At 70.0% G+C, this 20,032-nt stretch carries 18 protein-coding genes and 1 pseudogene; 8 read left to right on the plus strand and 11 right to left on the minus strand.

Annotated elements, in window-relative coordinates; translation table 11 throughout:
* Window positions 1-5: 5 nt before the first annotated feature.
* From OV090_RS24990 to OV090_RS25000, 3 genes are all read right to left on the minus strand, one after another.
* Window positions 6-350: a DUF779 domain-containing protein gene (locus OV090_RS24990; protein WP_267706963.1), complete on the minus strand. Its 345-nt coding sequence runs from the start codon at window positions 348-350 to the stop codon at window positions 6-8.
* Complete coding sequence (locus OV090_RS24995; protein WP_267706965.1) at window positions 350-1,870, minus strand: aldehyde dehydrogenase family protein; 1,521 nt, start codon at window positions 1,868-1,870, stop codon at window positions 350-352. The genes OV090_RS24990 and OV090_RS24995 overlap by 1 nt, the downstream gene beginning before the upstream one ends.
* Window positions 1,871-2,039: 169 nt before the next feature.
* Entirely contained in the window at window positions 2,040-2,504 is a 465-nt protein-coding gene (locus tag OV090_RS25000; RefSeq protein WP_267706967.1) for a GFA family protein, read from the minus strand.
* A gap of 168 nt (window positions 2,505-2,672) precedes the next feature.
* Between OV090_RS25000 and OV090_RS25005 the strand changes: the two genes are divergently transcribed.
* The 7 genes from OV090_RS25005 to OV090_RS25035 all read left to right on the plus strand — a co-directional run bounded on the left by OV090_RS25005 (window position 2,673) and on the right by OV090_RS25035 (window position 9,466).
* The gene (locus OV090_RS25005; protein WP_267707152.1) at window positions 2,673-3,068 is read left to right on the plus strand and encodes a YchJ family metal-binding protein; all 396 of its coding nucleotides are present in this window, start codon (window positions 2,673-2,675) and stop codon (window positions 3,066-3,068) included.
* 63 nt (window positions 3,069-3,131) lie between these two features.
* A complete protein-coding gene (locus OV090_RS25010) occupies window positions 3,132-4,865 on the plus strand; it encodes a right-handed parallel beta-helix repeat-containing protein (protein ID WP_267706970.1) in 1,734 nt (577 codons plus the stop codon).
* 222 nt (window positions 4,866-5,087) lie between these two features.
* The gene (locus OV090_RS25015) at window positions 5,088-6,158 is read left to right on the plus strand and encodes a restriction endonuclease (RefSeq protein WP_267706973.1); all 1,071 of its coding nucleotides are present in this window, start codon (window positions 5,088-5,090) and stop codon (window positions 6,156-6,158) included.
* A 42-nt stretch (window positions 6,159-6,200) separates the two neighbouring features.
* Window positions 6,201-6,737 carry a GNAT family N-acetyltransferase gene (locus tag OV090_RS25020; protein WP_267706975.1) on the plus strand — a complete coding sequence of 179 codons (537 nt, stop codon included), beginning with the start codon at window positions 6,201-6,203 and terminating at the stop codon, window positions 6,735-6,737.
* 471 nt (window positions 6,738-7,208) lie between these two features.
* Window positions 7,209-7,589, plus strand: a complete 381-nt coding sequence (locus OV090_RS25025) for a hypothetical protein (RefSeq protein ID WP_267706976.1) — start codon at window positions 7,209-7,211, stop codon at window positions 7,587-7,589.
* Window positions 7,590-7,859: 270 nt separating this feature from the next.
* Window positions 7,860-8,915: a hypothetical protein gene (locus OV090_RS25030; RefSeq protein ID WP_346660376.1), complete on the plus strand. Its 1,056-nt coding sequence runs from the start codon at window positions 7,860-7,862 to the stop codon at window positions 8,913-8,915.
* A 5-nt stretch (window positions 8,916-8,920) separates the two neighbouring features.
* A complete protein-coding gene (locus tag OV090_RS25035; RefSeq protein WP_267706978.1) occupies window positions 8,921-9,466 on the plus strand; it encodes a GNAT family N-acetyltransferase in 546 nt (181 codons plus the stop codon).
* 188 nt (window positions 9,467-9,654) lie between these two features.
* Here OV090_RS25035 and OV090_RS25040 read toward each other — a convergent pair whose 3' ends face one another.
* From OV090_RS25040 to OV090_RS25075, 8 genes and pseudogenes are all read right to left on the minus strand, one after another.
* Window positions 9,655-10,554 (minus strand): LysR family transcriptional regulator, encoded by a 900-nt coding sequence (locus OV090_RS25040; RefSeq protein WP_267706980.1) that lies wholly within the window; start codon window positions 10,552-10,554, stop codon window positions 9,655-9,657.
* Between the two features lie 188 nt (window positions 10,555-10,742).
* Window positions 10,743-11,891 (minus strand): OmpA family protein, encoded by a 1,149-nt coding sequence (locus OV090_RS25045; protein ID WP_267706982.1) that lies wholly within the window; start codon window positions 11,889-11,891, stop codon window positions 10,743-10,745.
* 42 nt (window positions 11,892-11,933) lie between these two features.
* Window positions 11,934-13,016, minus strand: coding sequence for a hypothetical protein (locus OV090_RS25050; protein ID WP_267706984.1), 1,083 nt, complete (start codon window positions 13,014-13,016; stop codon window positions 11,934-11,936).
* 7 nt (window positions 13,017-13,023) lie between these two features.
* Window positions 13,024-13,968: a fibrinogen-like YCDxxxxGGGW domain-containing protein gene (locus OV090_RS25055; RefSeq protein WP_267706986.1), complete on the minus strand. Its 945-nt coding sequence runs from the start codon at window positions 13,966-13,968 to the stop codon at window positions 13,024-13,026.
* Window positions 13,969-13,973: 5 nt separating this feature from the next.
* A pseudogene (gene glpX / locus OV090_RS25060) lies at window positions 13,974-14,935 on the minus strand (class II fructose-bisphosphatase).
* 1 nt (window position 14,936) lies between these two features.
* Window positions 14,937-15,419, minus strand: a complete 483-nt coding sequence (locus OV090_RS25065) for a thioesterase family protein (protein ID WP_267706988.1) — start codon at window positions 15,417-15,419, stop codon at window positions 14,937-14,939.
* 704 nt (window positions 15,420-16,123) lie between these two features.
* On the minus strand, window positions 16,124-17,965 hold the full coding sequence (locus OV090_RS25070) for a DUF262 domain-containing HNH endonuclease family protein (RefSeq protein WP_267706989.1): 1,842 nt from the start codon (window positions 17,963-17,965) through the stop codon (window positions 16,124-16,126).
* Window positions 17,966-17,992: 27 nt separating this feature from the next.
* The gene (locus tag OV090_RS25075) at window positions 17,993-18,478 is read right to left on the minus strand and encodes a hypothetical protein (RefSeq protein ID WP_267706991.1); all 486 of its coding nucleotides are present in this window, start codon (window positions 18,476-18,478) and stop codon (window positions 17,993-17,995) included.
* Between the two features lie 331 nt (window positions 18,479-18,809).
* On the opposite strand from OV090_RS25075, the gene OV090_RS25080 reads away from it, so the two are divergent.
* Window positions 18,810-19,742: a hypothetical protein gene (locus OV090_RS25080; protein WP_267706993.1), complete on the plus strand. Its 933-nt coding sequence runs from the start codon at window positions 18,810-18,812 to the stop codon at window positions 19,740-19,742.
* Window positions 19,743-20,032: the final 290 nt, after the last annotated feature.

Below are 20,032 nucleotides of genomic sequence, written 5' to 3' on the forward strand. Positions count from 1 at the left end.
GCGGCTCAGGGGACCGCGCAGACGTCGGAGCGGATCAGGAAGCGAACGCCCTCGGGCGCCTCGAGAGAGAAGCCGGAGCCGCGGCCGCGGACGACGTCGAGGGTGAGGCGGGTGTGACGCCAGCGCTCGTACTGGTCGCCGCCGATGTAGAACGGGGCGTCGCCGACGTGGCCGAGCAGGACGTCGCGGGCCCCTATCTTGAATTCGCCGGCGGGGTAGCACATCGGCGCGCTGCCGTCGCAGCAGCCGCCCGACTGGTGGAACATCAGCGGGCCGTGCTGCTCGCGCAGCGCGGCGATCAGCGCCAGAGCGGCCGGGGTGGCGCTGACCGCGGGCGGCGTCTCGGTCATCAGAAGAACCCCATCGGCTTGGGGTCGTAGCTGACGAGCAGGTTCTTGGTCTGCTGATAGTGGTTCAGCATCATGCGGTGGGTCTCGCGGCCGATGCCCGACTGCTTGTAGCCGCCGAACGCCGCGTGCGCCGGGTACAAATGGTAGCAGTTGGTCCACACCCGGCCCGCGGCGATGTTGCGGCCGGCCTTGAAGGCCGTGTGGACGTTGCGGGTCCACACCCCGGCGCCGAGGCCGTAGAGCGTGTCGTTGGCCTGGGCGATCGCGTCGTCGAAGCCGTCGAAGCTGCCCACCGAGACCACCGGGCCGAAGATCTCCTCCTGGAAGATGCGCATCTTGTTGTGGCCCTCGAAGATCGTCGGCGCGACGTAGAAGCCCTCCTCCAGGCCGTCGCCGAGGCGTACGCGCTCGCCGCCGGTGCGCACGCGGGCGCCCTCCTTCTTGCCGATGTCGATGTACGAGAGGATCTTCTCCAGCTGGTCGTTGCTGGCCTGGGCGCCGATCATCGTGCCGGTGTCGAGCGGGTCGCCCTGGACGATCCGCTTGGTGCGCTCGGTCGCCAGCTCGAGGAAGGTGCCGTAGATCTTCTTGTCGACGAGGGCGCGCGACGGGCAGGTGCAGACCTCGCCCTGGTTGAGCGCGAACATGGCGAAGCCCTCGAGCGCCTTCTGGCGGAAGTCGTCGTCGTGGTCGAGGATGTCGGCGAAGAACAGGTTGGGCGACTTGCCGCCGAGCTCGAGCGTCACCGGGATGATGTTCTCGGACGCGTACTGCATGATGAGGCGGCCGGTGGTGGTCTCGCCGGTGAACGCGACCTTGGCCACGCGCGGGCTCTGGGCCAGCGGCTTGCCGGCCTCGATGCCGAAGCCGTTGACGATGTTGACGACGCCGGGCGGGAGGATCGAGCCGATCAGCTTGGCCCACAGGAGGATCGTCGCGGGGGTCTGCTCGGCCGGCTTGAGGACGACGCAGTTGCCGGCGGCCAGCGCGGGCGCGAGCTTCCACGCGGCCATCAGCAGCGGGAAGTTCCACGGGATGATCTGGCCGACCACGCCGAGCGGCTCCTTGAGGTGATACGAGACGGTGTGCTCGTCGAGCTCGGCGAGGGTGCCCTCGTCGGCGCGGATGCAGCCGGCGAAGTAGCGGAAGTGGTCGATCGCCAGCGGCAGGTCGGCGGCCAGGGTCTCGCGGATCGGCTTGCCGTTGTCCCACGTCTCCGAGACCGCGAGCTCCTCGAGGTGGGCCTCCATGACGTCGGCGACCTTGTTGAGCAGGCGGGCCCGCTCGGCGGCCGGGGTCTTGCCCCACCTGTCCTTCGCGCCATGTGCTGCGTTCAGCGCCAGCTCGACGTCGGCGGCGTCGGAGCGCGCGACCTCGCAGAAGGTCTGCCCGGTCACCGGGCTCGGGTTCTCGAAGTAGCGCCCCTTGACGGGGGCGACGAACTCGCCGCCGATGAAGTTGTCGTAGCGCGACTCGTAGCTGACCTTCGCGCCGGGAGTGTTGGGCCTGGCATATCGCATGTCGTCGGTGCTCCTCCGCGGGCCACGATACAACCGCGGCGGAGCGCGTGCGTGGGGCCTTCAGCCGACACGCCGGCGAGTCGCGCGCCGCGCGTCCGGAGAGGCTCGAGGTGGGTGGCCCACCTATCATTGTTCCGCCGCGAGCGCGGCCGGAGTGCGCGGCCTGCGATCAGGCAGGGCGCGGGCCGCGAGCGGCGAATTCCTCGATGAGGGGGCCGTACTGCTCGGGCGGCGGCAGGCCCGGGAACGAGTGCTTCGCCGGCGTGCTGGCCCACGGCAGCTTCTCGGCGGTGGCGGTCTCGATGAAGGGGACGAACCACGCGTGGTCGTCGAGCATGGTGGGCCTGACGACGACGAGGTGGTCCAGGCCGTCGGGGCGGCCGAACATCCACGTCTTGCAGTGGGGGCAGTGGAAGTGGCGGTTCGGGCCGTGGAGGCCGCCGATCACCGGCTCGCCGGCGGTGAGCTCGAAGCCCTCGGAGAGCATCAGCAGGCTCAGCGAGAAGGCGCTGGCGGACATGCGCTGGCAGCCGAGGCAGTGGCAGGCCATGGTGACGAGCGGCGGCGTGGTGACGCGGAACCGCACGCGATCGCAGCGACAGCCGCCGGTCCAGGGGAGCTTCCAGTCGTTCATCGGGTCGTCCTCGCAGGGGGTCGCCGAGGCCTGGCTGTCCGGAAGGGCAGGTGAGACCGGCGCCTGAGTTCTACCCGCCCCGAGCGGGAAGACAAGGCCGGTGCAGCGAGCGAGGCCCGGCGTGCGACGCGTCGTCGCGGCGGCGCGAGGTGTGGCACCATGCGGGGCATGTCCAGGCGTTGCCCGTGCGGTCGTCGCACCTTCGAGAGCTGCTGCGGTCCGCTCCTCGCCGGCGCGCAGCGGGCCGAGACCGCGGAAGATCTGATGCGCAGCCGCTACACAGCGTATGTGGAGGGGGCGGTGGACTATCTCCTCGAGACCACAAGCGCGGCGACGCGCGGGTCGATCGATCGCCAGCAGCTCACCGCGTATTGCCGCGGCCTGCGGGGGATGTCGCTGCGCATCGTCGATACGGTGGCAGGCGGGGCCGCGGACGACACCGGCGTGGTCGAGTTCGAGGCGACGCTCAAGTCGGAGGGGCGCCGGTTCGTGCAGCGCGAGCGCAGTCGATTCGTTCGCGAGGACGGGCGATGGGTGTACGTGGACGGTGATGTGCAGGGATAGCGGCGGCGCCGGCTCGGTGAGGTCCTGGTTGACGGCCGGCGGGCCGTGGTCGACGTTCGCGGGATGCAGCATCGCTTTGTCGTCCTCGCACCATTCGTCGCGTTGATCATGACCACGCCGGAGACGGCCCGAGCCGAGGCGCCGTGCGACTGCGACCACGTGATCGAGCTGTCCGGGGAGGTCGTGAGCGGCGCCGACATGGGCGTGAAGGCGGGCGACAGCGTGTGCGTGCGCGGCGGCGACCGGCCGTTCTTGCGCCTGCAAAAGTTCGTCGGCGAGGAGAACGCGCCGATCGAGGTCCGCAACTGCGAGGGCCAGGTCAACATCGACAACGACGACAAGGGCTACGGCCTCACCGTCGACGAGTCGCGCTACCTGCGGGTGACCGGCGCGGGCGACCCGGACATCGCGTACGGCTTCAAGGTGCGGGCGTCGCGGACGGGACCCGACTACTCGGCGTTCGGGGTGGCGGTGGGCGGTCTCAGCAGCGATGTCGAGATCGATCACATGGAGGTGTACGAGGCGGGGTTCGCCGGGGTGGTGATGAAGACCGAGTCGCGCTGCGACGGCTCGGCCAACCTCGGCAACTTCGTGATGTACAACTCGCGGCTTCACCACATGTACATCCATGACGTGAAGGGCGAGGGCATCTACTTCGGCAGCACCGGCTACGGCGGGCGCAAGTTCACGTGCGACGGCCAGGAAGTGACGCTCTATCCGCACGAGCACCACGGGGCGTGGATCCACGACAACATCATCGAGAACACCGGGTGGGACGGGGCGCAGATCGGGGTGACGCCGAAGGACTGTCACTTCTATCGCAACACGATCAAGAACGTCGGCACCGAGGGCGAGCTGTATCAGCAGCAGGGGCTGCAGGTCGGCGGCGCGTCGAGTTGCAAGATCTGGGGGAACACCCTGCTCGACGGACCTACCAATGGCTTCTTCATCTTCGGCGCCGGCCACACCCAGCTCTACAACAACGTGGTCGCCAACTTCGCCGACAGCGGCGTCTACATCAACGACCAGAACCTCAACATGGGCTCGAAGATCGAGGTGGCCCACAACACAGTGATCTCGTCGGGCGACTGGGGGATCGCGGTGTTCGGGGCGGCGCTCGGGCCGGGCTTTCTGCGCAACAACGCGGTGGCCGGGGCAGGGATGGCGGAGATCGGGATCGGCGGCGAGGTGCCCGAGTTCATCGACGAGGGCAACCAGACGGCCGACGATCCGGACGGCTTCGGGTTCGTCGACGCGGCGGCGCGCGACTTCCATCTGACGGAGAACTCGCCGCTGCGCAACGTCGGCTTCCCGGTGCCCGAGTACGAGATCGTCGACGACCACGACGGTGTGCCGCGCGACGACGGGGCGCCCGATGTCGGCGCGTACGAGTTCACCGACACCGGGTCGACCAGCGATACGTCGACTTCGACCACCGACGATCCGACCGACGGCACGTCGAGCGACGGCACGACGGTGGGGCCGACGAGCGGGCCGACGAGCGGGCCGAGCAGCGACAGCGGCGACGACACGGGCATCGATACCAACGGGAGCACCGGCGGGAACCCGGGCAGCGAGTCGGGCGGGGTGTCGGGCGGCGACGGGCCGACGAGCTCGGCGACCGCGAGCGCGGGGACCGACGGCGGCTCGACCGGGGCCGACGCTGCGACGGCGGGCGAGAGCGAGACCGACGCGAGTGGTTGCGCCTGCTCGAGCGATCCGAACGCGACCGCGGCGTGGCCGATGCTGCTGGTGCTGGTGGGCTTCCGCCGGCGCAAGCAGGGCGCGGTGGCCTGAGGCGCGAGAGCGCGAGCCCGCGAGACGTCGCGGGCGACGAAGCTCGCAGGCGAGCGTTCTGGCGGCGCCTGCGGGGCTCGGGCGCCGACCGGTTGTATCGACAACGAGCTTCGGACGAGCCCGGCGGCGGCTGCGAGGCCGTGCGAGGCTCCGGGGCGGTTCCGCTCATTGCGACGACTCGTGATTGTCGTGATTCCCCGCAGGTACCGGCGAGTGCCCGGAATGCCCCATGCTGCGCGCGATCTGGCCGAAAAAGCAGTACCCAAGGGGCTGGCGGCGTGGGATGGTCGGCGCGTGGTGAAGATCGACAAGCAGGAGGCGACCCGCGTCGATCGCCTGCACCGCACCCTCGACGTGCCGCAGGCCGATCGGATGAGCAACATCCGCCAGCTGGTGGCGGCGGTGCGCGACGGCATCGAACACGCGGGCATGCTGCTCGAGCTTCTGAACGTCGATCGGCGGCACTTCCTCTACTACCGCCAGGCAGCGGTGATCCTCGGCGTCATCGAGTTCAATGCGCGTGGCGGAGTGCTGGTGACATCGCTCGGACAGCGGCTCCTGGCCACGAGCGAGGGCTCGCGCGAGGAGCGGCAGGTGTTCACGGAGGCGGTCGGGCTGGCACGAGCGCTGCGGCCGTTCGCGTCGTTCTTCGCCGGCGAGCCGCTCGACCTGGCGACGCTGACGCGCCGGCTCGAGGTGCTGACGGGGCTGTCGCGGACGACCGCAGAGCGGCGGGCGCACACGCTGATCAAGTGGCGCCGCTACCTGCAGGGGCCGGACGCGGCGCCCGGAGGGCTGGAGCTCGGAGATCCGGCGCCGCAGATCGAGGCTTTGGTGGCGCGACACAACGCGCTGGTGAAGCAGCAGACGATCTTGTGGTTGATGAGCGTCGACCCGCGCAAGTTCGAGGCGATCGTGGCGGAGCTGCTCAAGGCGATGGGCTACGTCGACGTCGAGCAGCGCGGCGGGCCGCTCGACGGCGGGGTCGACGTGGTGGCAGCGCGCATCGACGCGTGGGGCCACCGCGCGCGGATCGCAGTGCAGGCCAAGCGCTACGCGCAGCCGGTCGGGCGCCGCTACGTCGACGAGCTGCTCGGGGCCTACCGCCGTCAGCAATTCGCGGAGGCGCTGCTGGTGACGACTTCGGAGTTCTCACCGCAGGCGATCGGCGCGGCGCACGGGGAGCCGAACCTCAAGCTGGTCGACGGGCTCAAGTTCGTCGACATGCTGGCGCAGCACGGGGTGCTGCTGCGCGTCGGCCGGTTCGGTGAGCTCAAGCTGCACGGCGCCTGAATCGCAGGTGCGCCCGGCCGCGCGTTGGCGCAAGATCGGCGCATGAGCCCGACGCTCCGCCTCGCCACCCTCGACGACGCGCCCGCGCTGCGCGAGCTGATCGCCGCGTCCGCGCGCGGGCTGCAGCAAGACGATTACTCGCCGGCGCAGATCGAAGCGGCGCTGCGCTCGGCCTTCGGGGTCGATACGCAGCTGATCGCGGACGCGACGTACTTCGTGGCCGAGGCCGCGGGCAGGCCGGTGGCGTGCGGCGGCTGGAGCTTCCGGCGCACGCTGTTCGGCGGCGACGATCAGCCGGGGCGCCAGGCCGAGCGCCTCGACCCGGCCCGCGAGGCGGCGAGGATCCGCGCGTTCTTCGTCGATCCGGGGTGGGCCCGGCAAGGGCTCGGTCGAGCGATCCTGGGGCGCTGCGAGGCGGAGGCCCGCGCGGCCGGCTTCGTCGCCGCGGAGCTGATGGCGACGCTGCCCGGGGTGCGCCTGTACGCGGCGCTCGGTTACCAGGCCGCGCAGCCGCAGGAGATCCCGCTGGCCGGCGGGGTTACGATCACGTTCGTGCCGATGCGCAAGGCGCCGCTGTGAGCAGCTCGCCGTGAACGGTCTCGAGACGCTCGCTCGCTCGATTCAGCCGGCCGCTCGTGGGGCGCAATGCGAGGAGTGCAGTCGCTCGCTCGCAGCGGAGCGATGATGTGGTCAATCGCGGGGAATCGTGGGTGTCGACGGGACGACGCGGCCAGGTCGAGGCGGCAGCGGCCCGTGCGGGCTCCGGGAGGCGTTCTGGCGGGGCGGGGGACGCGATCGTGCCGGCGCGCGACGGGCTCGGCCGGGTGACCTTTGGCGAATGTCGATAGTGTGATGGTGGGCACATTCGGGGCCGCGCCGCCGCGGGAGTCCGTGTACGGCGAAATCGCGGCGACCTGAGCCGAATCGCAAGATTCGTGGGGAGGCGGCGCTCGATTCGAGTCGCCGTCAGACTCACGACATTCCACGAGGGAGCCGCGAACGCCGCGCGGGCGGCGGGTCTCTCGCAGCGGACGACAAGGAGTGCGAGCGATGTTTATTTTTGAACGATCCAAGCGACTCTACACGGGCCTGTTGATCGCGGCGGTGGTGCTCGGCTGCGCTGCCTCGGACGACGACGACGGCGCCGTGGAGGTCTGCGCGGTGGACGCTGATGACACCGACTGCGACGTGTGCATCAAGACCGGCTGCTGCGGCGCTTACTCGTCGTGCCAGAACGATCCGGATTGCTACTGCGTGCTCAACTGCGCCAACGAGAACCAGCCGCGCGACGTCTGCGCTACTCGCTGCGACGTGACGACCACCGAGATCACCGACGTCCTCACCGTGCTGGGCGGCACCGACCAGACCTGCACGGTGCAGTGCGACGACGAATGCGCCGTGTACGGCTTCGTCGACGACGACGGGATCTGACCGAGCTCTGACGCAACAGAGGAGGTTCGCGCGGGGTCGACACGCCGTCGTCCCCGCGCGATGTCGCGGCAGTGGGTCGGCCGGCGCTGCTGGCGCGAGAGGTGGAGGGCGTGGAGGCCTGCGCAGGGTCGATCTGCGGGGTCTGGAGCGCGATGCGCGATTGCGCGCGTGCGATCCTCGGCGGTCGGCGGTGGTCTGGTGGTGGTAGAAGCGTGAGCGCGTGATCGCCTCGCCGCCTCGCCGCTCGCACCTGCCGGGACGTGCCCCACCGTGTTGATGTCGGTGCAGGAGTACGTCGGCTGGATGACGCGGCTCGGGCGGTTCGCCGAGTCGGCGGCGGCGCCGGAGCACGATCCGCGAGTGTGTGCGCGCTACTTGCAACTGCATGCGCGCTGGCTCGGCGGCCCGCTCGAGGCGCCGGTGGTGGCGGTGCCGGGGGGGCTGGGGTTTTATCGCGACCCGCTGGCGGGCGGCGGTGCGTGGGCGTGGGCGCTGGTCGGGGCGCTGTCGCATCCGGTGGTGCCGTTGGCGGCGCCGGAGATCGTCGCGGCGGCGGAGGCGATCGCGGCGACCCTGGCGGACGACTTTGGTGATTCGCTGGTCATGACCGATACCTTCGAGGCGGAGGGCCTCGGCGAGCCGACGAGCGCGGAGGGCGAGACGTTCGCGTGGCTGGCGAGCCCGCGCGCCCGCTTCGCCGGCACGTTTACAGAGTACCTCGGCTCGCTGACGGCCGACCGGCGTCGCGCGGCGCGCGAGCTGTTGGCGCGATTCGACGAGTCGTCGGGGTTCCGCTTCGAGCTGACGCCGGAGCCGCCGAGCGAGGCCGAGCTGAACTGGATCGGCGAACAGCTCGTGCGACAATGGGGGGAGGACGCCGGGTACGCGCTGGCGCAGCACCTGTGGCCGGTCGCGGTCGCCGAGGTGCGGCCGGGGCAGGCGCTGTTCATGCGCGTGTATGCCGGCGACGCGCCGGCGTACTTCAACGGCTACCTGGTGCGCGGCGAGGTCATCACCTCGCAGTCGACCAGCCGCAACCTCGACCTGCACCACGACGGCCTCGGAGTTGTGATCGACTTGAAGGCGATCGCGCGGCTGGTGGAGGCGTTCCCGGCGGTGCGGCGGCTCGACCCGACCTGCCGCACCGGGCTCGACGATCCGCCGTCGATCGGGGTCGCCAAGCGCAAGGTCGTGAACGAGAACGCGTACAAGCCGGTGCTGCTCGTCGGAGCGACGCCGCCGGAGTGCGCGGCCGGGTTGCCTCATTTCGCGCCGGGCCGCGGCTGGGTGGCCGGGACTGCGGGGATCGTCGGGAAGCGGGTATGAGCGCGGTGAAGAAAGCGCCGCCGCGGCTGACTCCGGCGATCGTGCGCCGCCTGGCCGCGGAGCTGCAGCAGCGCCGCGTGGGCGCGGGGCTGCGGGCGTTCGTGATGGCGGCGGAGGACATCCCGGAGATGGCGGCGATGAGCGCGACTGCGTTCGGCGAGGAGGCGCTGTCGCCGGCGAAGCTGCGGTTTTATCGCGAGCGCGCGCACGCGCTGGCGATCGGGCTGCGGCGCGAGGACGCGATCGTCAGCTACACGCTGGTCGAGCTGCATCGCGGGCAGCGGCGGGTCTACGTGGTCGAGACGTGCACGCGGGCCGACGAGCAGGGCCGCGGGCACGCGTCGTGGCTGCGCGCGCGGATGGCCGGGATCGCGTATCGATTGGGCTATCGCACGCAGACGACCCACGTGCGGCAGTCGAACACCGCGGCGCAGGAGCTCAATCGTCGCGCGGGGATGGTGCTGGTGCGGGCGATCGACGAATATTATGACGATGGCGAGACGGGGCTTTATCTCGCGCGGCCGCTGACGGACGCGGACGACGATTCGTAGCAGTCGGCGACCTCGACCCATCGGCCCGCCGCCCACTGCCGCGGTCCCGCGGGCTCCGACCGGCCGGCACTGTGACGTACAGCGCCGGCGATCAGGTGGTGGAGCTCACCGGCGGCGGTTATTGCGGCGGCAACCGCCCGGTGAACGCGGAGCTGCAGTTGCGATGGGCGGACTGAGCGAGGACGCCGTCACGCCCGCGACCACGGCGGGTCGCGCATGCGGTCGATCATGAAGTCGACGAAGAGGCGGACCTTGATCGGCAGGCGGTTGGTCGGTGGATATACGGTATACACGCCCATCGGCCAGCTCCACGCCGGGAGCACCCGCCGCAATTGGCCGGAACGCAGCGCCGCGGCGACGTGGAAGGTCGGGACGAAGATGAGGCCGTAGCCCCGGATGGCGCCCTCCAGCAGCATGTGCGAGTTGTTGGCGACCATGGGCCCGGAGACCTCGGTCTCGACCTCGGCCTCGCCCGAGCGCATCTTCCAGCGGCCCGGGGTGGCGTGGTAGGCGTATTGGAGGCACGCGTGGCGGGCGAGCTCGCCCGGTGACTCCGGGTTGCCGAACTGCTCGAGATAACCGGGGCTGGCACAGACCACGCGCTCGGTGGCGGTGAGCTTGCGGGCGATCAGCCGCCCGTCTCCGAGCTCGCCGGCGCGGATCGCCACGTCATAACCCTCGGCGATCAGATCGACGTGGCGATCGAGGAATACCAGCTCGAGGGTGAGCTCGGGGTGAAGGCCCTTGAAGTCGGCGATGATGTCCAGCATGAACTGGATGCCGAAGCCGGTCGGGAGGGTGACCCGCAGCTTGCCGCACGGGGCGGATTGCAGCTCGGAGGCCATCGCCGCGGCGGCCTCGATGGCCTGGATGGCCTCGGCGCACCGCTCGAAGTAGACCCGGCCGGCCTCCGTGAGCGTCAGCTTGCGGGTCGTCCGGATCAGCAAAGGCACGCCGAGGCGCTCCTCGAGGCGCGTCACCAGCTTGCTCGCATACGAGGTGGTGACATCGAGGCGACGGCTGGCGGCGGTGAAGCTGCCTTCCTCGACCACGCGGACGAACAGCTCGGTCTCGAACAGGCGACTCACGGCCGCCCAGAGTACCGCCAAATTCGATGGGTCGATTCGGTTCCGCAGATGCGGACCGAATCATGCGATTGGAATCGCCCGGGTCGCTCGGCGCGCGCGTGGAACAATACGATGTTCCATTGCGACGCCGACGACGGCGAGGAATCGAAGTGGTGCGGGTCGACCCCGGCGGCGACGAGCCTGGGGGCTCAGATGCCTTTGCGGCGGCCGCGGCCGAAGTGCCAGGCGGCGTTGATGCCGATCTCGGTGGCGAACGCGACCGAGCCGACGCCGCCGCCGATGCCGAACTCGGCGTGGCCGCCGAGGCTCCAGCGCTCGTTGATCTTGCCGAGGATCATCGGCCCGCCGAGCAGCCAGCCGGCGAAGTCGACGCCGCGGATGGTGCCGTGGGTGATGGCGGCGCCGAGGCCGAGGCGCAGCGAGAACAGGCCGACGATGCGCTTGTTGCCGCCGCCGATCAGGAAGTTGCCCTCGGGGCCGATGAAGTGGGTGGCCATGTCGTAGGCGACGAGGCCGTCCTGGCGGCCGCGCACGCCGCGGTAGTGCAGGCGCGGGCCGCCGCCGATGTAGCCGCGCTCGCGCGCGCCGAAGCGCTGCGAGGCGTGGACGCCGATGCCGAAGTGACCGCCGTGGAAGTCGTTGTTCGGGTACATCATCGTGTAGCCGCCGAACAGGCGCAGGGCCCAGTCGGGCGGGCGCTTGGCGGGCCTGGCCGCAGGGACAGGTTCTGGCTCGGGCGCGGAGGCGACGGCGCCCTCGGCTGGCAGGCTGCCCGCGCCCTCGGTGACGATGAAGCCGGCGCGGCGGTTGGCGGTCCAGATCTCCTGGCACTCGGCGAGCTTGGCCTCGGCCACGGTGTCCTCCGAGCGGTTGCGACAGGCGGTCGGCTCGACGCGCTCGGGCTGGCTCTCGCCGTAGCCGCGGGCGTCGAGGCGCTCGCTGGCGACGCCGCGGCGGATCAGCGCGTTGCGGATCGACTTGGCGCGCTGGTCGGACAGCTCCTGGTTGGATTTGGTGCTGCCGCGGCTGTCGGTGTGGCCCTCGACCCGGATCTTCAGCTCCGGAAACTGCTTGAGGACGGCGGCATAGCGGTCGAGGATCTCGTCGGTGCCGCCGCCGAGCAGGGCGGCCGAGCCGGTCTCGAACTCGATCTCGCCGTTCTCGTAGTCGAGCTTGTCGCCGTGGCGCACGATCGTCACCGTGGCGCCACGCACGATCGGCTTGTCGGCGGCGCCGTCGACCGGCGGGGTGGACACGTTCAGCGAGGCCGAGGCCTTGCAACCGGCGACGCCCGCGAGCGCGAGGACGGCGACGAGGTGGCGGACAGGTCTGCGCATGCGCGGAAAATACACCACACCGGCGCCGACGAAGCGACGAAGTCAATCGCCGGTGAGGCGCTGGCGGCCGGCGCGGGTCAGGCCGCAGACGAACAGCTCCATACGATTGCTGGGCAGCTGCGTGGCCTTGACCTCTTCCATGCCCATGGCGGAGATCGAGGCGAGCAGCCGCGGGATGTGCCGGACTGCGCGCCAGTCGTCGAGCTTGAGGGTGAGGAGAACACCGTGAAGCGCGTGGCGCGGGCGGGCGGCGAGGCGCCGGGCGGTGATGAGGGCGACCTGCGGGGCGAGGTTCACGTCCATCAGCACCCAGTGCAGCGCGGCCGGCAGGTCGGCGCGCTGGACCATGCTCATCGGGCGGTGGAGGTGAATGAAGCGATTGTCGGCCGGGGCCTCGCCGCGGTAGTCGAGGACGACCGGGTCCATCAGCGCCGGGTCGATGCCGTAGACGGTGACGCCGCGGCGCAGCATCGCGTAGGAGGCGCCGCCGGGGGCGCTGCCGATCTCGACCGCCACGTCGCCGGGGCGCACAGGGGCGCCGGACCAGATCAGCGCCTCCTCGAGCTTGCGATAGGCCCGCGAGGGGGCCTCGGGCGGCATGTCGACGGCGATCCGCCCGCCCGGGAACGGCGAGTGGCCGGGGCCGTGGACGTGGTAGCCGACCCACCACGGCTCGCCCTCGGCGACGATGACGTCGAGCACCCAGTCGCCGGGCTCGGCGACCTCGCCGGCGAGCAGCGGGTGCTGTCCTGCGGGCCAGGCGGCGACGAGGGCCGCGCGGGCCTCGGCGGCGCGCGGGCCGTAGCGGAAGCCGGGCGGCTCCTCGCCGGGGCGCGAGATGTCGCGCTCCCACACGTGCAGGCGCACGGGATGGCCCTGGGGACATGTCCCGGAGAGCATTGTGAACACCCGCGCCGCGTCGTCGGCCGGGCCGAGCGAGGCCCCGAAGGCGCGGACGAACACGGCCGGCAGCGCGACGTCGGCGGCGACCGGCGTCGGCGACTTGAAGGTGACGAGGCCCGGCCGGCTGTAGGCGAAGCGGAGCTCGGGGCGGAGCGCCGCGAGCTCGAACTTGACCGCCGGCTCGGCGCCGAGCTGGCACACGCAGAAGAGGAAGTGGGTCACGCGCGCGCTACTTGACGAACACGGAGACCTCGCGGATGCCCCACGACTCGTCGTCGATGGGCTCGTCGAGGTTGCTGGTGAAGCTCAGGGCGATGGCGTCGCCGTCGTGCGCGGCCGCCTCGGTGGCGATCGCCAGCAGGCCGTCGCCGACGTCGCCGTTGCCGCAGGCGTTCGACTCCTGGTTGCAGCTGAACGGCGCGGCCGAGTCGCACAGGTGCGTGAAGATGTCGACGTCGCCCAGCTTGATGATCATCTGCTCGCCGTTGAAGGCGTCCCACGAGTCCATGACGACGGCCTCGGCGACCACGCGCAGCTCGGTGTGCGGGACCTGGGCGGCGGTGGCGGTCAGCGTGAGCACGTCGCCGGTGCCGAACGGGCCCATCATGTCGCCGAGGTCGCCGCAGGCGCCCTCGACCGCCGGTTCGAAGGTGCCGGCGCCGCCAGGCGTGACCACCTGCGTCCAGCCGGGGCTGTCGGCCTCCATGTCGCAGTAGAAGTCGTCGGTCTGACCGTCGCCGTCGGGGTCGAGCGGGTAGGTGCCGCTCGGCAAATCGGGCTTGGCCTCGTGCAGGGCGAGGCAGCTGGCCTGCAGGCCTGCGCAGGCTCCGCCGTCGCAGTCGCCGGACTTGCAGTCGGTGCCGTTCATGCAGGCCGCGTCGTTGTCGCACGCGCCGCAGGTGCCGCCGCCGCAGTCCACGTCGGTCTCGTCGCCGTTCTTCTCGCCGTCAGCGCAGCCCTCGGGGACCTCGCCGGTGGTCAGCGTGTCCGAGGTCATCACCGACTCGGTGGTGGTCGGATTGGTGGTGCTGCCGGTCGACGGCTCGCCGGACGAGCTGGTGTCGGTCGTGTCGTCGGTCTCGGTGCTGTTGCCCTGGGTGGCCGGGTCGCCGCAGCCGAGGAGGAGCCCCGGCAGGGCCAGGGCGGTGACGATGAGACAGGTCTTGAAGGACATGTGGCTCAGTGCTCGTGGAGGAAGCGGTGCGCGTCGACCGAGGTGTCGACCCAGCGTATTGTGCCAGTCTTGCTGCGAATGGCCAGGCTTTGCAGGTGCATGCGATCGCCGATCCGTCGCACACCTTTCAGCAGGGGACCCCCGGTGACTCCCGTGGCCACGAAGATGACGTCGCCCCGGACCAGATCCTCGACCCCGAACACGCGGTCGGGGTCTTTGTGCCCCATGGCGATCGCCCGCTTGCGTCGTCGTCGGAGCGGAACACCAACTTGCCGACGAACTCGCCGCCCATGCAGTGGATCGCCGCGGCCCCGAGCACGCCCTCGGGCGCGCCGCCGATGCCGTACACCATGTCGATGCCGCTCTTGGGGATGCAGGTGGCGACCACCGGCGCGACGTCGCCGTCGGTGATCAGGTGGATCCGCGCGCCGGCCTCGCGCAGCTCGGCGACCAGGTTCTCGTGGCGCGGACGGTCGAGGACGACGACGGTGAGCTCGTCGGGCCGGCGACCCTTGGCGGCCGCGAGGGTGTAGAGGTTGTCACGCGGCGACTTCGACAGCGAGATCTTGCCGCGACCCTCGGGGCCGCAGGCGATCTTCATCATGTAACAGTCGGGGGCGTTGAGCAGGAGGCCGCGGTCGGTCACTGCGAGGACGGTGATCGCACCGGGCAAGCCGTTGGCGCACAGGTTGGTGCCCTCGAGCGGGTCGACGGCGATGTCGACCTCGGGCAGCGACGGGTCGGACGGGCCGACCTTTTCGCCGATGTAGAGCATCGGCGCCTCGTCGCGCTCGCCCTCGCCGATGACGATGGTGCCGCGCGCCGCGACGCGCTCGAAGGCGTCGCGCATGGCCTTGACGGCGGCCGCGTCGGCGCCGTTGCGGTCGCCGCGGCCGATCATGGTCGAGGCGGCGATGGCGGCCGCCTCGGTGACGCGGGTGTACTCGAGGACGAGGGTGCGGTCCATGTCAGTCGTCTCCTTCGGGAGCCAGATTGGCGAGGGCGGCCCGCAACGGGCCAGGAAAACGCGCCGGCCGCCCATCGGCGCGGGCGATACAACAGTGGCAAGTCTCGGCGAAGCCGATGGTCAAGGGCTGCTCGAGGCCCTTGCGATCGCCGGGCGCCACGAGGACGTGGTAGCCGAGGATCAACCGCGCGTAGCCGATCTCGACCACGCCGACCATGACCGACAAGATGTCGTCGTAGCGCGCGGGCGAGAGGTAGCTGATCTGCAGGTCCGTCAGCGGCAAGGCGTAACCCGCAGCCTCGACGTCGGCGTAGGTCTGGCCGGCGTCCCGCATGAACTCGACCCGCGCCGCCTCGAGGTAGCGCGCGTAGGTGCCGTGGTACACGACTCCCATCTGGTCAGTGTCGGCGTAGATGACCCGCAACTTGACGCCGAGCCGCAGCTCTCGAGCAGGCGAACGGGTGAGCCGGGGTGTGCGCGCCATGACGAGCGGCGCGCAGGGTAAACCGCCCGCGGTGCGAGCGGGACCGCCCGGGACGTGAGTCGGGTCGCGTGGAGGGTGTAAAAAGGGCGAGCGAGCGGCGTGGGGGGTCGACTCGCTAGGAATTCGCGAGTGAAGCACGGTCGCGGCCGAGGCGGGCGCCCGGAGCATCCGTGGCGCGACAGACAAGCGGACGACGGCTGTGCTCGCCGATGACGAGGATCTCCTCACTTGTCGCTCGGACTCGGCGGCGTCCACATGGCGCGCGAAGAGCCGGGGACCATCGACACCGGGTCGCTGTCGCGTGGACCTGGAGCGCCTCCACCAGCTCTCGAGACACACAGGTCGAAGAGCCCGCGAGCTCCGAGGACTCGCGGGCGCTCAATTGTCGGCATGGTTTCTGCGCCAGGGCGTGGCCCTGGAGCGGCTTGCGAGCGCGATCAAGGGGTTGTCGAAAGCCGGGGTCCTACTGCTCGAAGCAGTAACTACGCAGATTTCTCAACTCCTTGATCGCGCTCGCAAATTCGCCGAAACCAGCGTAGACGCTCATGAATTCGTTCTCTCATTGAACGCCCGCGAGTCCCCAGGGATCGCGGGCGTCGACCCGTGTCGTGGAGAGATAGTGGAGACGCTCCAGGTCGGCGCGAGGATGCGCTTCGGGACAGATGCGAACGGCGAGCCTCCGCGAGCTCGCCATCTTCACAACATCAAGGACCCGGCCACACCCTCTTGGCGAGCTGGAACAGCCGCTGCGTGCGCTCGCGGATGTCCTTCTCGGTCCAGGTGGTACGGCCGCCGCCGAAGTCCTTGTTGAGCAGGAGACCGGAGTGCCGATCGATGTCGGGGAGCTTCTCGTTGGCCGGACGGTTCGAGAGCGAGCTGTTGAACTTCGGAGTGATCAGCGTGAGGTTGCCGAAGTCATGCAGCAGCGCTGTGCGTGCCACGGCCTCGGTCACTGTGTCGGCGGCGCCGGGCAGCGGCCAGTGTGGGTCCCACGCCTGCGGCATGACGTGTTCGATGCTCAGCGGGCCCTGCACCACGACCTGCTCCGTCTTCGGTCCGTGAAGCGCATCTTCCAGCGCCCGCAGGATCATGACGACCCGTCCCGGGCCGAGCTCGGTGTAGGCGTCGAGATCCATCCACGCCTTCTCGAAGGCGGCGTCGTCGGGCCACTCGGACACATCGGTCTTTCCCGTGGCGAGCAGCGTGTGAAATGCTGCAGCGTTGCCGGCCGGCTGCGCGCGGAAGCCGGTCAGAAGCTGCAGGAACAGCTTGTTGTACCCGTTGGTCGGCCGACCACAGACCATCCGACGCAGCAAGAGGGACTCGAGGTCCCGCAGGATGGCGAGGCGATCGTGATCCGTCAGCGTGGGCGTGTCGAGCACCCAAAGCACGAGGGGAAATACCGTCGACTGGTCCATCGCTCGCACGCGCTCCGCGAAGCGACCGACGGGCTTCGACTCGTCCGCGCGGAGGAGAGTCTCGAAGTGCCCCGCGTACCGGGTGAGCGTCTTGAGCTCCTCCTCGACCGACTCGAATGACCCGCGCTTGACCCACGCCTTGTAGTCGTCGAAGAGGTCGGGGATCCGCACGACGCGGCTTGTCTGCGCCGTCACGTAGTGCTGGAGAAAGAGGTCCAACCGCGCGCGGGTCATGCGGCCCTGTCGCTCCTCCTGGTCCCACCAGCGGCCGAGGGCCGGGTTCTGCGGGTCCAGGTCTACCTCGAAGCGCCGCCAGTAGCTCTGGTGAAGTTGCTCCGCCTTCGCCGGCGAGCCGGCGCGCTGGAAGATGTAGTTGCGGAGGAGGTCCGCCGCGAGCAGCGGCACGCCGCGCGCGTTGAGGGTCTCGAAGATCACCTGCGGGCTCTCGTTCTCGGTGAGGTCGATCTGCACCATCTCCAGGCGGGTCCTCAGCGCCAGGAGGACGTCGAGCACGCGGTCGGCGACCGTTTGGTCCGACTCCGAGGCGGAGTTGGCCCAGGCGACGATCGCGTCGTGGAAGTAGATCCAGGCGGCGACCATGGGCGGTCGGGGAAGCTTCCGCCGCCGGTCCTTCGGGTCGCGCTCCGGGAACTCCGCGGCGAGCGCCGCGCGATCGACCGCGTTCATCGCCTTGAGGTACTGGTCCTGGTCCTTGCGCGTGGGCCAGACCTTCCAGCGCTCGACGTCCTCGTTCACGAGCATGTCGCGGTTCTGGAACAGAGAGAGGGCCATCTCGGGGACCTTCAGGGCCTTGAGCGCCAGAGCCGCCGCTCGCAGGGCGCTCAAGAAGAGCTGGAGGGTGGTCAAGCGCTGCTGACCATCGATCACCTGGAACTCGGCGACGTGATGCCCCGACAGAGGTACGCCCTGCAACACGATCGCGCCCAGGAAGTGCGCAGGCCGGGAACTGCTGTTGGGCTCGCGGATCCCCTCGGTCATCTCGCGGATGTCCTCCCACAGCGCCTCCCACTGATCCGGCCCCCAGACGTACGGACGCTGGAAAAGCGGGATGACGAACCGGCGCTCCATCGAGAAGAGCTGGTGGATTTTGGCGGTGTCGGTCTTCATGGGCGCGTGAGGAGGAGCATGGCGCTTCTACTGACCGCGTGGGGGCGGCGCAAGGGGCGAGGACGCGCCTGGCCCGGTGACGGCGTCGACGTCGGGACACTCGGCGTCCGTCGTCGCCGGCCGCGCCGCAGGGCTCGCGTTCCCGGCGGTCGGCGCGTAGTCGGTCGGCGGCGTGCTGACGGCGATGGGGTTCTGGGACGCCCCGCAAGCGACGGAAGTGGAGGCTCCGGCGAGCGAGGAGCTCGAGATGATGGAGAGCAGCGCCGGCATGTCCGGGAACCGACGAGCGGGCACGGGGTCGAGGGCCCGCCGGAATAGCGCCTCCAGCACGGATGCCGGGAGCGGCACCTTCGGCGCATGCAGCGGCCGGCGCTGCTCGGGATCGTCGGACTTGGGGTCGTAGGGCAGTGCGCCGGACAGCGCCTTCCACAGCGCAGCGGCGAACGAGAACTGGTCGCTGCGTGCGTCCTGCGGCTGACCGGCGAGCGCCTCGAGCTGTCGTGCGCTCGACACGGACCTGGATGTCCCGGCCGGTCGTCGGCGATCATGAAGCGAGCGGTGTAGCCCTGCAGGACAGCGTGGTGGGCGAGGTTCCGACTTGCCGACGTCGTTGGGGCCAAGGAAGACGACGTTGACGGCCTCGCGGATGAAACCGAGCTCGAAGAGCTGTGTCGCGCGCTTGTCGACGATGAGCGCCGCGGTGTGAGCGGGATCCTCGACGCGCTCGTCGCGGCCCCACGCGCGCGCATGCGTGGCGAGGACGACGGTCCCGTCGACCGTAGTCGCGCCATCGGTGCGTCGACGAAGCGCGCATCCTCGCGCTTCTGTGCTATAGCTCCTGCATATGCGGAGACTTCACCACAGCGAACTCGGGGCGGCTCTCCTGTTCATCCTCGCCGCGTGCAAGAGAGAGGGTGGGGACGGCGGGGAGAGCGGAGGGAGCGCGGTCGAGGAGGCGATCGCCGCGGGCCGCGAGGAATGCGACCGCTACCTCGAGTGCGCCGCCGCGACCACGCCCGAGAGCGTGGGCGCGCTACTCGAGGGCTACGGCCCCGAGGGCACCTGCTGGCAGACCGAGGAGGTCTCGGCGATCGAGCTTTGCGCGCAGGCCTGCGCCGCCGGCCGGGAGAACGCGGCGAAGGTGTTCCCCGACGTCGGCGAGTGCGGCGAGTGTGCCAGCGACGCCGACTGCACCGACGCGGCCGGCGGCGCTCGCTGCGACGGCAAGACCTCGAGCTGCGTCGCCTGCCTCGCCGACGCCGACTGCGACGGCGGCGTCTGCGACCTCGGGTCCCGTGAATGTGCCGAATGCATCGAGAGCGAAGATTGCGCCGAGGGCGAAATGTGCGCCGAGCGAGTGTGCGTGCCCCAGCACGCATGCGAGCCCGAGATGCGGCGCTGTAACTACGAAGACGGCCCGGTGCTCGAGGCCTGCGACGCCGAGGGGCTGGGCTGGGCGGAGCACCACGACTGCGGCGCCGAGGGCCTGTCGTGCCACGGGGAGGCCTGCATCTACACCGCCTACGGCCCGTGCACACCCGGCGGGGCGTGCTCGGAGGATTATGATCAATGCATCCCCGTCGGCGGAGATCACGGCTATTGCATCAACGAATTCACCTCGTGCTCGAGCACCTTCGATTGTGAGGAACCGACCCCGGATTCGTCGGAGTACGAGGTCCGCTGCATCGCCCAGATGTGCTCGCTCGGCTGCGAGGACGCCGCGATGTGCCCGCCAGGGATGGCCTGCGTTGGCGGCACCTGCGCCTGGCGCCGCTGAGAGCGTTCACCCTCGGGGCCGCGTTCGTCCATCCGGTCAGCCGGCTGAACGGACGATGCCGATCTGGGTGATCACGATGCCGATCAGCGCGATCACGCGATCACGATGGACCGATCCGCGCATCCTTCTCGTTCGCGCCACTTGTGTAGCGCGCAATCGCTCAGAATTGCAAAAATCCCACCGAATACCATGAATGGTCATTCCGGGAGATCACGACCCGCGATCGCGGGCGATCTTCACCATTGACAACATCTGCCGACGATGGTCTCTTCTCCGCTCATTCGTAGCGG

The organism is Nannocystis sp. RBIL2 (assembly GCF_026626745.1).
Lineage (GTDB): Bacteria > Myxococcota_A > Polyangia > Nannocystales > Nannocystaceae > Nannocystis.